Origin of the sequence: Pseudomonas sp. REB1044, from assembly GCF_038813925.1 — a bacterium.
Classification (GTDB): domain Bacteria; phylum Pseudomonadota; class Gammaproteobacteria; order Pseudomonadales; family Pseudomonadaceae; genus Aquipseudomonas; species Aquipseudomonas boreofloridensis.
Genome location: NZ_CP046139.1, coordinates 4,185,611 through 4,198,856 on the forward strand (window position 1 = coordinate 4,185,611; position 13,246 = coordinate 4,198,856).

At 63.9% G+C, this 13,246-nt stretch carries 10 protein-coding genes and 1 pseudogene; 8 read left to right on the plus strand and 3 right to left on the minus strand.

Annotation, left to right across the window (positions count from 1 at the left end; all coding sequences use genetic code 11):
• Positions 1 to 8 precede the first annotated feature (8 nt).
• Positions 9 to 710, minus strand: a complete 702-nt coding sequence (locus GKC70_RS19080; protein ID WP_342649584.1) for a VRR-NUC domain-containing protein — start codon at positions 708 to 710, stop codon at positions 9 to 11.
• Positions 707 to 1,207, minus strand: coding sequence for a PAAR domain-containing protein (locus GKC70_RS19085; protein ID WP_342649585.1), 501 nt, complete (start codon positions 1,205 to 1,207; stop codon positions 707 to 709). Before GKC70_RS19085 ends, GKC70_RS19080 begins: the two co-directional genes overlap by 4 nt.
• Positions 1,208 to 1,567: 360 nt before the next feature.
• Here GKC70_RS19085 and GKC70_RS19090 point away from each other — a divergent pair, with 360 nt between their 5' ends.
• The 6 genes and pseudogenes from GKC70_RS19090 (at position 1,568) to GKC70_RS19115 (ending at position 8,616) form a co-directional block, all read left to right on the plus strand.
• Complete coding sequence (locus GKC70_RS19090; protein ID WP_342649586.1) at positions 1,568 to 2,080, plus strand: RNA polymerase sigma factor; 513 nt, start codon at positions 1,568 to 1,570, stop codon at positions 2,078 to 2,080.
• A gap of 62 nt (positions 2,081 to 2,142) precedes the next feature.
• A complete protein-coding gene (locus GKC70_RS19095) occupies positions 2,143 to 3,102 on the plus strand; it encodes a FecR domain-containing protein (RefSeq protein WP_342649587.1) in 960 nt (319 codons plus the stop codon).
• 205 nt (positions 3,103 to 3,307) lie between these two features.
• Positions 3,308 to 5,836, plus strand: a complete 2,529-nt coding sequence (locus tag GKC70_RS19100; RefSeq protein WP_342651552.1) for a TonB-dependent receptor — start codon at positions 3,308 to 3,310, stop codon at positions 5,834 to 5,836.
• Positions 5,837 to 6,138: 302 nt separating this feature from the next.
• Positions 6,139 to 6,744: a biliverdin-producing heme oxygenase gene (locus GKC70_RS19105; RefSeq protein ID WP_342649588.1), complete on the plus strand. Its 606-nt coding sequence runs from the start codon at positions 6,139 to 6,141 to the stop codon at positions 6,742 to 6,744.
• 52 nt (positions 6,745 to 6,796) lie between these two features.
• Positions 6,797 to 7,213 (plus strand): YbaN family protein, encoded by a 417-nt coding sequence (locus tag GKC70_RS19110; protein ID WP_037027852.1) that lies wholly within the window; start codon positions 6,797 to 6,799, stop codon positions 7,211 to 7,213.
• 55 nt (positions 7,214 to 7,268) lie between these two features.
• A pseudogene (locus GKC70_RS19115) lies at positions 7,269 to 8,616 on the plus strand (CoA transferase).
• 18 nt (positions 8,617 to 8,634) lie between these two features.
• Here GKC70_RS19115 and arcD (GKC70_RS19120) read toward each other — a convergent pair.
• On the minus strand, positions 8,635 to 10,062 hold the full coding sequence (gene arcD, locus GKC70_RS19120; RefSeq protein WP_342649589.1) for an arginine-ornithine antiporter: 1,428 nt from the start codon (positions 10,060 to 10,062) through the stop codon (positions 8,635 to 8,637).
• Positions 10,063 to 10,508: 446 nt separating this feature from the next.
• Here arcD (GKC70_RS19120) and arcD (GKC70_RS19125) point away from each other — a divergent pair, with 446 nt between their 5' ends.
• Positions 10,509 to 11,936 carry an arginine-ornithine antiporter gene (gene arcD, locus GKC70_RS19125; protein WP_342649590.1) on the plus strand — a complete coding sequence of 476 codons (1,428 nt, stop codon included), beginning with the start codon at positions 10,509 to 10,511 and terminating at the stop codon, positions 11,934 to 11,936.
• A 26-nt stretch (positions 11,937 to 11,962) separates the two neighbouring features.
• Positions 11,963 to 13,216 carry an arginine deiminase gene (gene arcA, locus GKC70_RS19130; RefSeq protein ID WP_342649591.1) on the plus strand — a complete coding sequence of 418 codons (1,254 nt, stop codon included), beginning with the start codon at positions 11,963 to 11,965 and terminating at the stop codon, positions 13,214 to 13,216.
• Positions 13,217 to 13,246 lie beyond the last annotated feature (30 nt).

The following is a 13,246-nucleotide window of genomic DNA, read 5'->3' on the forward strand; positions in this document are numbered from 1 at the left end:
CACCTTAGTCAGTATGCGGGCATGGGAGGGCGAGGCACGCGACCACGGGTAAGAATGAATAACAGGCCACTGGCTATACCTGCGGCCCAGCCCAACTCTTGGATGGGTATCTCGGACACCTGTACGTGCCGATTACAATCACACTCATCGGAACTCATTTGAACCACCTTTCTTTCATCCCCTGTGATTTGCGCGTAAGTCCGCGCCTGCTCTTCATTAATCGGATCAGGTGGAAATTTCATCTCCAGGACCTGTTTAATATTGTCCTGAGTGGGTGGATTTCTTGTATTCCTGACAATTACCACGTCAGGACGACGAATCATTCCTTTGCCGGGTCTGAAGGGCGGATGCTCCGGATCTTCATCCCAATACTTGCGAATCCATCCCGGAATCCAGCCATGGGGAAGTTGCCCCGTCTGGCTGTCGAGAATCGGCTGCGGTGGCTGCTTGGTCATGTCGTAACTGACCTCGGGCTTGTAGGGGCTGCGCTGTTGCAGCACATCGTCCAGCGCCCGCAGGTGCTGCGCCACGCACACTTGCTTGAGGTTGCGACCGTCACGGCTGATGGCGGGCGCCGCCGAGCAATGACAGACCGCCGAACACAGTACGGTTTTGTCGTTCTGATCGAGCTGAGGCGCTTGCAGGCGAACAGGATTGACGCGCTCGCCCACCGCCGTACCGCCCTGGTCGAGACTGGGCCTGTCGCTCATGCCTCGTCGTCTCGCAGCAGAGCGATGTAGAGCGTCTCGGGGCGGCGGTGAACGCGCGAAACCGTACAACCTTCTGCATCGGTGGTGTCGACTAGGTCCCACCCATCGTCCGACAACAGCCTGACCCTGCGCCCGGCAATGGGCTTACCCGTCATCTGGTCTATCAGCTGAAAGTGCCCGCGATAGCAGTCAGGCGAGTCGTCAGAAGCCGCAGGTAAGGCTTTTGCCGCTCCGCCGATATTGACGTTCCCGGATCCGCCAATCACTAGGCCACCATGACCGCCGCCACTGCCCTGTAACGCAGCCGGTTTGCCATTGATGAACACGGAGGTGGAAAAGCCGGTGCTCAGGGTGTCGCCACAAGGGCACTCATCGCCTTCGCGAGCGGCGGGACGACCGTTGATCAAGACGTTGGAGGAACCGGAAACAAGCGTGCTGTCGCCATGCACCGGGCACTTGATCGCATCTCCTTTGCGGGCGGCTGGCTTGCCAGTCATGACAGTCCTCCTCGCTCAGCGCTCGGTCCCAAACGCTCGATGAGCACCGCAAATTCGGCGAAGTGAATGGGCGAAATGCTCCGAGCCGCCTGATGGGCCATGGTGTCTCCCGATCGTCATCGCGTGAGGTTGGAGCCACAAAACTAGGCACCTCCGTCCGGCAAGACAACGCTTGATCGAGAAACCAGAAAATCCCTACTTATAGAAACAATTAGAAACTCAATAGCTGATTATCAACGTAGATTTCTCACATTGAAAATCATCCTCGCCCCATAGAGCATGGCGCCATGACATTTCCCAGCTTGACCTTTAGCGCGAATGATACGCATCATCAAAAATCCCATTCGGTCAGGTTTTCTCGTGAGTCAGTCCCGCTTCACTGCCCTGTTTCTCAACCAGCGCCTGAGCCTGCTGCGCACGCTCCAGCGCATGGTCGGCAACCCGAGCACGGCTGAAGACCTGGTGCAGGAAACCTACCTGCGGGTCACTCGCGCATTGGGCGAGCGTCCCGTGGAACACCTCGAACCTTTCGTCTTCCAGACCGCGCGCAACCTGGCGCTCGACCACCTGCGCGCACGTCGCGTCCAGGCGCGCACGCTGGTGGACGACGTCTGCGAGCAGGTTCTGCACAATGTCGCCGCGCCGCTGAGCAGCCGCGAAGATGCCCTGCACGCCGAACAACTGCTGGAGCGTCTGAGCCTGAGCCTCGGCCAGCTCAGCGAGCGGCAACAACGCATCTTCATCCTCAGCCGCTTGCAGGGCGCCAGCTACCAGGAAATCGCCGAGCAATTGCAGGTCTCGGCCAGCACGGTGCAGAAGGAACTGAAACTGATCATGGCGATCTGCTTAAGCGTGGCCGAGCGCCTCGCCTGAGCGCTTGCCAGCCCTGGCGCCAGCACCGATCATCTGCAGCAGCCATCGCCCAAGGACATGCCGTGACCGACTCCGCCTCTCGCCCATCGCTCGCCGCGCCAGACGCACGCGCCCGTGCCCTGGACGAGGCCCAGGACTGGCTGATCCGTCTGCAATGCCCTAACGCCGAAGACACCGAACACTTCCAGGCCTGGCTGAGCGCCAACAAACATAACGCCCTCGCCTATGTGGAGGCCGAAGCGCTATGGAACGGCGCGCAGGTGCGCCGACTCGCTGGCGATCTGCACCAGCGCCGCCGCGCGTCCCTGCGCGGTCGCCTCCGTCGCCACTGGAAACCGCTGGCCACGGCTGCGTTGCTGTTGGTGGGGCTGTTCACCTTCGGCAATCTGCCGGTGCGCCTGCAAGCCGACCACCTGACCCAGGTCGGCGAACGCCAGCGCTTGCAACTGGACGGTGGCGCCCACGTGCTGCTGAACACCGATTCGGCATTCGCCAGTCACGCGCGCGACGGCCAACAAGTCGCACGCCTGCTACAAGGCGAGGCCTACTTCGAAGTGCCCGGCGGCGACCAGCCGGCGCTGGAGGTCCAGGCTGGTCCGCTGCGTGCGCAGGCACGCGATACCCACTTCGCCGTGCGCTACCTCGACGGCCAGGCGCAGGTGCGGGTACAGCGCGGTGATGTCGACCTGCAGGCCGCCAGCGACCAGCGCATTCGTCTGCGTGCCGGCGACAGCATCGCGGTCGGCCCCGAAGGCTTCGGCCAGCGCCAGCGGGTCGATCCGCAGAAGGACCTGGCCTGGGTCGAGGGTCGCCTGGTCTTCGAGAATTGCCCCATGAGCCAGGTGCTCGACGAGTTGCGCCGCTACTACCCCGGCTGGATCATCAATCGCAACCCGCGCCTGGAAACCGTGGCGGTGACTGGCAACTACCGGCTGGACCAGCCGCTGGAGGCGCTGCGGGCGCTGGCGCACATCACTTCGGCGCACGTGCATGAGTACCCGAAGGTGGTGATCCTCAACTGATCGCCGCGCTCTCGCGCAGTCCATCCCACTATTTTTTACGCAATCGCGATCCTGGCACGTCTCGTTATAGCCAATGCAACTGATTCTTGTTAAGAAACAAGAACTGCACTCACTCATAACGGTTCGCGCGACAGGGAGCGCTTTCGATGTCCTCAGGTCCAACCCGTCTTCATTCCTCCCCCAACGCCGGGGGCAGTTGTCCCTCTTGACCTTGGCCTTGATCGCCAGTGGCGTCGGCTGCCTGCCTGCGCTGGCCGCCGCGCCCGCCCAGGTCAGCAGCCCGCGTAGCGGCGAATACCGCTTCGCCATCGCCCAGCAGCCACTGGTCTCAGCCATCAATGCCTTCAGCCAGACCACCGGCTGGCAGGTCGGCTTTTCCGCCGAACTGGCCCAGGATGTGGCCTCCCCCGGCGCCCAAGGCGCGCTGTCGCCTGAGGCCGCGTTGCGCCAGTTGCTCGCCAATACCGGTCTGGACTTTCGCATCCTCGGCCCCGGCAACGTGGTGCTCGAACGTCAGCGCGCCGGCACGGTGATCGCCTTGCAGCAGATGACCGTCAGCGCCACCCGCAGCGCCCAGGATGCCAGCCAGGTGCCCAGCAGCGTCAGCGTACATACCCGCGAACAACTGGACCGGCAGAACATCGGCGACATCAAACAACTGGTGCGCTACGAGCCCGGCGTGTCGGTGGGCGGCACCGGCCAACGCAGCGGCCTGAACGGTTTCAACATCCGCGGCATCGACGGCGAGCGCATCCTCACCCAGATCGATGGTGTGTCGATCCCCGACAGCTTCTTCTACGGCCCCTACGCCCAGACCCAGCGCAACTACGTCGACCCTGAAATCGTCAAGCGCGTGGAGATCCTGCGTGGCCCGGCCTCGGTGCTCTACGGCAGCAATGCCATCGGCGGCGCGGTGAGCTACTACACCCTGGACGCGGACGACATCATCAAGCCCGGCAAGGACATCGGCGCGCGCCTGAAGACGGGCTACAGCTCCGCCGACGAGAGCTGGCTGACCTCCGCCACCGTCGCCGGCCGCCAGGGCGACGTCGACGGCTTGCTGCACCTGAGTCAGCGCAACGGCCACGAGACCGAGTCCTACGGCAGCCACGGCGGTACGGGCCTGGCCCGGACCGAGGCCAACCCCGAAGACGTGCGCACCACCAACGTGCTGGCCAAGCTGGGCTGGAACTACGCCGACGACGCGCGCCTGGGCCTGACCTACGAGCACTACAAGGACGACCGCGATCAGAACATCCGCAGCGCCGTGGGTGGGCCGTTCATCCCAGGCTTCGGCGCCATGAACAGCTACCGCCTGCGCCAAGGCAACGACACCGTCACCCGCGAACGCGTGGGCATCAACCATGAATTCGGCCTCGACAGCCTGCTGGCAGATCACGTCAAGTGGAGCCTGAACTACCAGATCGCCAAGACCGACCAGCGCACCGATGAGCTGTATTTCGCGTCAGGGCGCCAAGTGGCGCGCGATCGCCAGACCACCTACAAGGACCGCCAGTGGGTGCTCGACGCGCAATTGGACAAGGCCTTCAGCCTCGGCGAGACCGAGCACCTGCTGACCTACGGCACCACCTTCAAGCATGAGAAAGTCACCGGCTCACGCAGCGGTAGCGGCGTCTGCCTGAATGTCGGCGGCACCTGCCGCGCCATCGGCCAGGTCAGCACGAACGACGGTCAGGCACGGGTCAGTGACTTCCCCGACCCCACCGTCGACACCTACAGCCTGTTCGCCCAGGATGAGATCCGCTGGAACGACTGGACCTTCCTGCCCGGCGCCCGCTACGACTACACCCGCCTGTCGCCGAAGATGACCGACGAATTCCTGCGCGGCATCCAGGGCAACGGCGCGGCGGCCGCCGGTATCGACGACAGCGACAAAAAGTGGCATCGGGTCTCGCCCAAGTTCGGCATCACCTATGCCTTCGACGATCACTACACCTGGTACGGCCAGTACGCCGAGGGCTTCCGCACACCGACCGCCAAGGCCATGTATGGCCGCTTCGACAACCCGACATTGGGCTATCGGGTCGAGCCCAACCCGAACCTGGAACCGGAAAAGAGCAAGAGCTACGAGACGGGCCTGCGCGGCCAGTTCGAGGCCGGCCAGTTCGATGTCGCGGTGTTCTACAACAAGTACCGCGACTTCATCAACGAAGACGCTGTGCAGTCGGCCAACCTCGGCTCGACCTTCCAGGCCAACAACATCCGTCACGCCACCATCAGGGGTGCCGAACTCAAGGGCCGTCTGAACCTGGACAGCTTCGGCGCCAGCCAGGGCCTCTACACCCAGGGTTCGCTGGCCTATGCCCATGGCCGCAATGACGACAATGGCCAGCCGCTGAACAGCGTCAACCCGCTCACCGCCGTACTGGGCCTGGGCTACGAGCAGCCGCAGTACGGTGGCCTGCTGAGCTGGACGCTGGTCAAGCGCAAGACCCGGGTCGACGACAGCACCTTCTTCGCCCCGGACGGTACCAGCTCGCAGTTCCGCACCCCAGGCTACGGCGTGCTCGACTTGACCGGCTTCTACAAGGTCACCGACGACGTGACCGTCAACGCAGGCCTGTACAACCTCACCGACAAGAAATACTGGCAGTGGGATGACGTGCGCGGCTACGACGGCCTGGGCGAAGCGGCCGTGACCCAGCCGGCCAACCTCGACCGCCTGACAATGCCCGGGCGCAACTTCGCCATCAATGTGGTGTGGGATATCTGATTCGGGGATGTTCACCGTGAGCCCTGCGCGCGCAGTGGCTCACCCGCCCATTTGACCCTCAATGCGAATACGTCCTGACCGCAGGTGAGGTTTTTTTACTGCCCTGCGTCTTCTCTTTCGTCTTTTACCTAGGGTCTGTTTGAAAAGTCTTGAGACGAAGGTCAGGCAAGGCGAAAACCGCCGAGGAAGCGGAGTTTACGAGCTGTAAATGAGCATTCCGAGGCGGTTTTCAACGCAGCATCACCGAGTATCAAGGCTTTTCAGACAGAGCCTAGACAGCCCCATTTCCCAAGGATGCCTCCATGACCCAAGCCCCTTCCGAGCGCCCTGCCCTGCGCTCGCAGCGCCTGAACCAGGTGACCCACGCCCCGCATACCGAGCTCGATGCCTTGGTCAAGTCGCATGCGCCGTTCGACAGCCGCGACAGCTTCGCCCGCTTCGTCGTCGCCCAGTATCTGTTCCAGTCCGAACTGCAGGCGCTGTACAACGACCCGGCGCTGATCTCGCTCTTCCCGGACCTCGCCGCCCGCTGCCGGGCCGAACAGGCACGGCTGGATCTGGCAGACTTGAATACCGCTATGCCGTCACCTGTTCCCGGCGCCGTGACCGCGCCGACGCTGGGCCAGGCGCTGGGCTGGATCTTCGTCTCCGAAGGCTCCAAACTGGGCGCCGCGTTCCTGATCAAGCGCGCGCAGGCGTTGGGCCTGTCCGACAGCTTTGGTGCCCGCCATCTGGGCGAGCCTGAAGGTGGCCGGGCCGAGGGCTGGAAACAGTTCACCCGCACGCTGGACGGCTTGCAGTTGTCGCCAGAACAGGACGCCGCCGCCGAGCGCGCCGCCGTGGCAGCCTTCGAGCGCTTTACCGAGCTGCTCAGGCACGCCTATGCCACCGATGCCGCGCTGGCTTGAAATGCCTTTGCCGGCCACCCTCCCGGTGGCCGTATCGCCTTGCAGTGAGACCATGACGACCCGACTTGCCCGCTCCCGAGTGTCACGCCTGCTGTATGCGCTTTTGGCCTATGTCAGCCTCGGGATAGGCCTGGTCGCCATCGTGATACCTGGCCTGCCCACCACCGAGTTCATCCTCCTCGCCGCCTGGGCCGCGACCCGCAGCTCGCCCCGCTTGGCAGCGTGGCTGGACAACCATCGGCTGTTCGGACCGATCCTGTGGAACTGGCGCAATGGCAAGGTCATCCAGCGCCGCGCCAAGATCAGCGCCACCCTGAGCATGCTGTTGTGCGCCAGCCTGATGCTGATCGTGCTCGAACACCGCTGGCCGGTGTTCCTGGCCATCGCCGGCATGACCCTGGGCAACCTGTGGATCTGGTCGCGTCCAGAGCATCCCACTGCGCCACTTCCCGCCGAACTGCAACGCTGACATTGCATCGACGCGCCGGATGTACTGCAATGGCTCCCAGCACGGAGGATCCTGCATGCATCAGATGCTCGACACCATCGCCCAAGCACTCGACCTGGACAGCAGCGCCCTGCGTTGGCACGGCATCGGCGCGCTGCCCTCGACCTTCGCCGTCACCGACCTGGCCGCCGCCAGTGTGGCAGCCGCTGGTCTGGCCCTGGCCAGGCTGCTGCAACAACAGACCGACCAATGCCCGTTGGTCAGCGTCGATCGGCGCCTGGCTTCGTTCTGGTTCGCCACCAGCCTGCGTCCCCACGACTGGCAGACACCGCCGTTGTGGGACGCCATCGCGGGCGACTACCCCACCCGTGACGGCTGGATTCGCCTGCACACCAACGCCGTCCATCACCGTCAGGCGGCATTGGCTGTGCTGGGTACCCCCGCCGAACGCCAGGCCGTCGCCGCCGAGGTCGCGCGCTGGGATGCCGAAGCGCTGGAAAGCGCCGTGGTCCAGGCCGGCGGCTGCGCGGCGAAGATGCGCAGTTGGGCGCAGTGGTGCGCGCATCCCCAGGGCCTGGCCGTCAACCAGGAGCCGCTGGTGCTGCGCGAAGGCTTCGAAGCCGGCCCGATCCTGACCTGGCAGGGCACACCGACGCGTCCATTGGCAGGACTGAAGGTACTCGACCTGACCCGCATCATCGCCGGCCCCACGGCCAGCCGCCTGCTGGCCGGCTTCGGCGCCCAGGTCCTGCGTATCGACCCGCCAGGCTGGGAAGAGCCCTCGCTGGTCGCTGAGGTCACCCTCGGCAAGCGCTGCGCGCGTCTGGACTTGCACGCCCCCGCAGACCGCGAGACGTTCGCTGCCCTGCTTGCCGACGCCGACGTCCTGCTGCACGGCTATCGCGCCGATGCTCTGGAGCGTCTGGGCTTCGGCGCGCGGTATCGGCGCCAGCTCAACCCCGGCCTGATCGACGTCAGCCTCAATGCCTACGGCTGGAGCGGGCCGTGGCAGGATCGCCGGGGTTTCGACAGCCTGGTGCAAATGAGTAGCGGTATCGCCCGTGAAGGCATGCGCTGGCAGCAGGCGGAAAGCCCATACCGCTGCCAGTGCAGGCGCTCGACCACGCCACCGGTTACCTGATGGCCGCCGAAGCGATTCGGGCCTGCAGCAGCGCCTGCACAGCGGCGCCGGTTGCCGCGCGCGCCTGTCGTTGGCACGCACCGCCGCCTTGCTGGTCGAGCACGGCACGGTCGGCGAAGACCTGCCGCTGGCCGAAGAAAGCCCCGACGATCTCGACCCCCACCTGGAGCAAACGCCCTGGGGCGTGGCGCAGCGGCTCAAGGGTCCGTTGAGAGTAGGCTGCGCGCAGTTGGAGTGGGCACTGGGCGCCAGCGAGCTGGGTTCGGCCCGCCCGGCCTGGTGACCGTCACAGGGCGGGACGCTAAAGACTCAGCAGCCCCACGGAAAGCGCCCAGGCCCCCACCCCGGCGCCCAGCAGCACCACGGCGAAGATCAGCGCTTCCCATCGGCTGAACAGCGCCCGGCCCTGCTCTCGGCGAGCCCGTGCGAACAGGATTGCCCCAGGGGCATACAGCAGCGCCGAGAGCAGCAGGTACTTGGCGCCACCGGCGTACAGCAGCCACAGCGCATACACCAGGGCCAGCAGACCTATCATCAAGTCCTTGCGCCGCGCGGCCGACTGCCCGGCATAACCCTCGCCGCACCAGGCCAACTTCACGGCATAGGCGGCCGACCAGAAGTACGGCATCAGGATCATCGACGAGGCGAGGTAGATCAGGCTGGTGTAGGTGCCGGCAGAAAACAGCGTGATCAACAGGAAACCCTGGATCATGCCATTGGTCAGCCACAGCGCATTGGCCGGCACCTGGTTGGCGTTCTCCTTGGCGAGAAAACGCGGCATCGTGCCGTCACGGGCCGTGGCAAACAGGATCTCGGCACAGAGCAACGCCCACGACAGCAAGGCGCCGAGCAGCGACACCGCCAGGCCGACGCTGATCAGCAGCGCGCCCCAGGGGCCTACCAGGTGCTCCAGTACCGAAGCCAACGATGGGTTCGGCAATCCTGCCAACTGGCCACGACTCATCACCCCAAGCGACAGCACATTGACCAGCACCAACAGCGCCAACACGCCGAGAAAACCGATCAACGTCGCCCTGCCGACATCCGAGCGACGCCGCGCGCGCCCGGAATAGACGCTGGCGCCCTCGATGCCGATGAACACGAACACCGTCACCAGCATCATGCTGCGCACCTGCTCCAGCACGCTGCCCAACTGCGGCGTATCCAGGCCCCAGACATCGCGGGTGAAGACATCGGCGCGAAAAGCGCAAGCGGCGATGACGATGAAGATCAGCAGCGGCACGACCTTCGCCACGGTCGTGACCAGGTTGATGAACGCCGCCTCCTTGATGCCGCGCAGCACCAAGAGGTGCACGCTCCAGAGCAACAGTGAGGCACAGCCAATGGCCAGGGGCGTATTGCCCTCGCCGAACAACGGAACGTAGAACCCCAGCGTGCTGAACAGCAGGACGAAATAGCCGACATTGCCCATCCAGGCACTGATCCAGTACCCCCAAGCCGAGCAGAAGCCCAGATAGTCGCCGAACCCGGCCTTGGCGTAGGCATACACGCCCGAGTCGAGTGTCGGCTTGCGATTGGCCAGGGTCTGGAACACGAACGCGAGCGCCAGCATGCCCACGGCGGTGATCGACCAACCAATCAGTACCGCGCCCACTTCGGCACGGGCGGCCATGTTCTGCGGCAGCGAAAAGATACCGCCGCCGATCATCGACCCCACGACCAAGGCGACGAGCGCGCCCAGGCCCAGTTTGTGTCCTTGCTCGCCCATCAAGGAGCACCCTCACCGTGCGCACGGCAGTTGAACGGTCGAATTGAAGCGTGAGATTTCATGACAGTCATATCAACTAAAACCATTAAATTTAAATGACTCATAACGGATCTGTCTATCGGTGAGCGCTTATTCAGAAGCCGAGTGCCAAACGTTTCACATCCTGAGCACTTATCGCCTTTGAAGACGAGAAAAATGGGCGAAGCCCCAGGAAACGACCAGGTTGAAAGTTCGCTTGGCAAACGCGGTGTTTTTCTGGCGGCCTACCTCAAAGCCTTGTGGCACATGGCCTTCATGCAGAGGGATGGATCGCTTTCGTCTTCAATTTCGAACTAGCGAGCGGGAAGTTTCTGACGACGAATCCTCAACGACTGATCCAAATCAGCGAATGTCGAACGCGTCGGATTTATTCTTTCAGCAACTTCCTCCTGACGTGGAGTCGTTAAATGTCTGATGCTCCCGGAAAACTCAAACTTGGTGCATTAGTTGCCCTGGTAGTGGGTTCGATGATCGGCGGCGGTATCTTCTCGCTGCCGCAGAACATGGCCGCCAGCGCCGGGGTCGGCGCGGTGCTGATCGGCTGGGCAATCACCGCCGTGGGCATGCTCACCCTCGCCTTCGTGTTCCAGACCCTGGCCAACCGCAAGCCCGACCTGGACGGCGGCGTCTACGCCTACGCCAAGGCCGGGTTCGGCAACTACATGGGCTTCTCTTCGGCCGGGGGCTACTGGATCAGCGCCTGGCTGGGCAATGTCGGCTATTTCGTCCTGCTGTTCAGCACCCTGGGCTATTTCTTCCCGATCTTCGGCCAGGGCAACACGCCAGCGGCCATCGTCGGCGCCTCGCTGTTGTTGTGGGGCGTGCACTTTCTGGTGCTGCGCGGCATCAAGGAGGCGGCGTTCATCAACTTGGTCACCACGGTGGCCAAGGTGGTGCCGTTGCTGCTGTTCGCCTTGATCTGTCTGTTCGCCTTCAAGCTCGACGTGTTCACCGCCGACATCTGGGGACTGGGCTCACCCGACCTGGGCGGGGTGATGAGCCAGGTGCGCAACATGATGCTGGTGACCGTATGGGTGTTCATCGGCATCGAAGGCGCGAGCATCTTTTCTTCACGGGCGCAAAAACGCGCCGACGTGGGCAAGGCCACGGTCATCGGCTTCGTCACCGTGCTGCTGTTCCTGGTACTGGTGAACGTTCTGTCGATGGGCGTGATGACCCAGCCGGAACTGGCCACATTGCAAAACCCATCGATGGCCGCCGTGCTCGAACACGTCGTCGGTCACTGGGGGGCGCTGTTGATCAGTGTCGGCCTGATCATTTCGCTGCTGGGAGCGCTGCTGTCGTGGGTGCTGCTGTGTGCGGAAATCATGTTCGCGGCCGCCAAGGACCACACCATGCCGGCGTTCCTGCGCCGTGAGAACGCCAACCATGTGCCGGCCAATGCCCTGTGGCTGACCAACGCCATGGTGCAGATCTTCCTGGTCATCACCCTGTTTTCCAACAGCACCTACCTGTCGCTGATCTACCTCGCCACCTCGATGATCCTGGTGCCCTACCTGTGGTCGGCGGCCTATGCGGTGCTGCTGGCGGTGCGCGGGGAAACCTACGCGCAGGCCCTCGCCGAACGGCGCAAGGACCTGGCCATCGGCGCCATCGCCCTGCTCTACGCCATCTGGCTGCTGTACGCCGGCGGCGTGAAGTACCTGCTGCTGTCGGCATTGCTCTACGCACCGGGCGCGATCCTGTTCGCCAAGGCCCGGCACGAAGTGGGCCAACCCATTTTCAGCCGCCTGGAAAAACTGATCTTCGCCGCCGTGGTCCTGGGCGCCCTGCTGGCAGCCTACGGCCTGTACGACGGCTTCCTGACCCTGTGAATCACCTCTTGCTGGAGGAACACCTCATGTCCGCGGACAAAGCGAAATACGGCGTCCATTCAGAAGCCGGCAAACTGCGCAAAGTGATGGTCTGTGCACCGGGGCTGGCGCACAAGCGTCTGACCCCAAGCAACTGCGACGAACTGCTGTTCGACGATGTGATCTGGGTCGACCAGGCCAAGCGCGACCATTTCGACTTCGTCACCAAGATGCGCGAGCGCGGCGTCGAGGTGCTGGAGATGCACAACCTGTTGACCGACATCGTGCAGGACAAGGCGGCGCTGGCCTGGATCCTCGACCGCAAGATTTCGCCGGACACCGTCGGCGTCGGCCTCACCAACGAAGTGCGCAGTTGGCTGGAGGGCCTGGAGCCGCGCCACCTGGCCGAATTCCTGATCGGCGGCGTGGCCGGCCAGGACCTGCCGCAGAGCGAAGGCGCGGCAGTGGTGAAGATGTACAACGACTACCTGGGCCATTCCAGCTTCATCCTGCCGCCGCTGCCCAACACCCAGTTCACCCGCGACACCACCTGCTGGATCTACGGCGGCGTCACGCTCAACCCCATGTACTGGCCGGCGCGCCGCCAGGAAACCCTGCTGGCCACGGCCATCTACCGCTTCCACCCGCAGTTCACCCAGGCTGACTTCCAGGTCTGGTACGGCGACCCTGACAAGGAGCATGGCCAGTCCACCCTCGAGGGCGGCGACGTGATGCCGATCGGCAACGGCGTCGTGCTGATCGGCATGGGCGAGCGCACTTCGCGCCAGGCCATCGGCAAGTTGGCGCAGAGCTTGTTCGCCAAGGGCGCGGTGGAAAAAGTCATCGTCGCCGGCCTGCCCAAGTCGCGCGCAGCGATGCACCTGGACACGGTGTTCAGCTTCTGCGACCGCGACCTGGTCACGGTCTTCCCGGAGGTGGTCAGCGAAATCGTGCCGTTCATCATTCGCCCCGACGAGAGCAAGCCCTACGGCATGGACGTACGCCGGGAACATAAATCGTTCATCGACGTGGTCGGCGAACACCTGGGGGTGAAACTGCGAGTCGTGGAAACCGGTGGCAACAGCTTCGCCGCCGAGCGCGAGCAGTGGGACGACGGCAACAACGTGGTGGCCCTGGAGCCCGGCGTGGTCATCGGCTACGACCGCAACACCTACACCAACACCTTGCTGCGCAAGGCCGGCGTGGAAGTGATCACCATCAGCGCCGGCGAACTGGGCCGGGGTCGCGGCGGCGGCCACTGCATGACCTGCCCGATCGTGCGCGACCCGATCGACTACTGAGAGCCGTCATTCCCGGCCACACGAGCCTAC

Excerpts from the sequence above, each read along its gene's own strand:
- GKC70_RS19080 (WP_342649584.1), bottom strand. The coding sequence starts at position 710 with ATGAGCGACAGGCCCAGTCTCGACCAGGGCGGTACGGCGGTGGGCGAG.
- GKC70_RS19085 (WP_342649585.1), bottom strand. The coding sequence starts at position 1,207 with ATGACTGGCAAGCCAGCCGCCCGCAAAGGAGATGCGATCAAGTGCCCG.
- GKC70_RS19105 (WP_342649588.1), top strand. The coding sequence starts at position 6,139 with ATGACCCAAGCCCCTTCCGAGCGCCCTGCCCTGCGCTCGCAGCGCCTG.
- GKC70_RS19110 (WP_037027852.1), top strand. The coding sequence starts at position 6,797 with ATGACGACCCGACTTGCCCGCTCCCGAGTGTCACGCCTGCTGTATGCG.
- arcD (WP_342649589.1), bottom strand. The coding sequence starts at position 10,062 with ATGGGCGAGCAAGGACACAAACTGGGCCTGGGCGCGCTCGTCGCCTTG.
- arcD (WP_342649590.1), top strand. The coding sequence starts at position 10,509 with ATGTCTGATGCTCCCGGAAAACTCAAACTTGGTGCATTAGTTGCCCTG.
- arcA (WP_342649591.1), top strand. The coding sequence starts at position 11,963 with ATGTCCGCGGACAAAGCGAAATACGGCGTCCATTCAGAAGCCGGCAAA.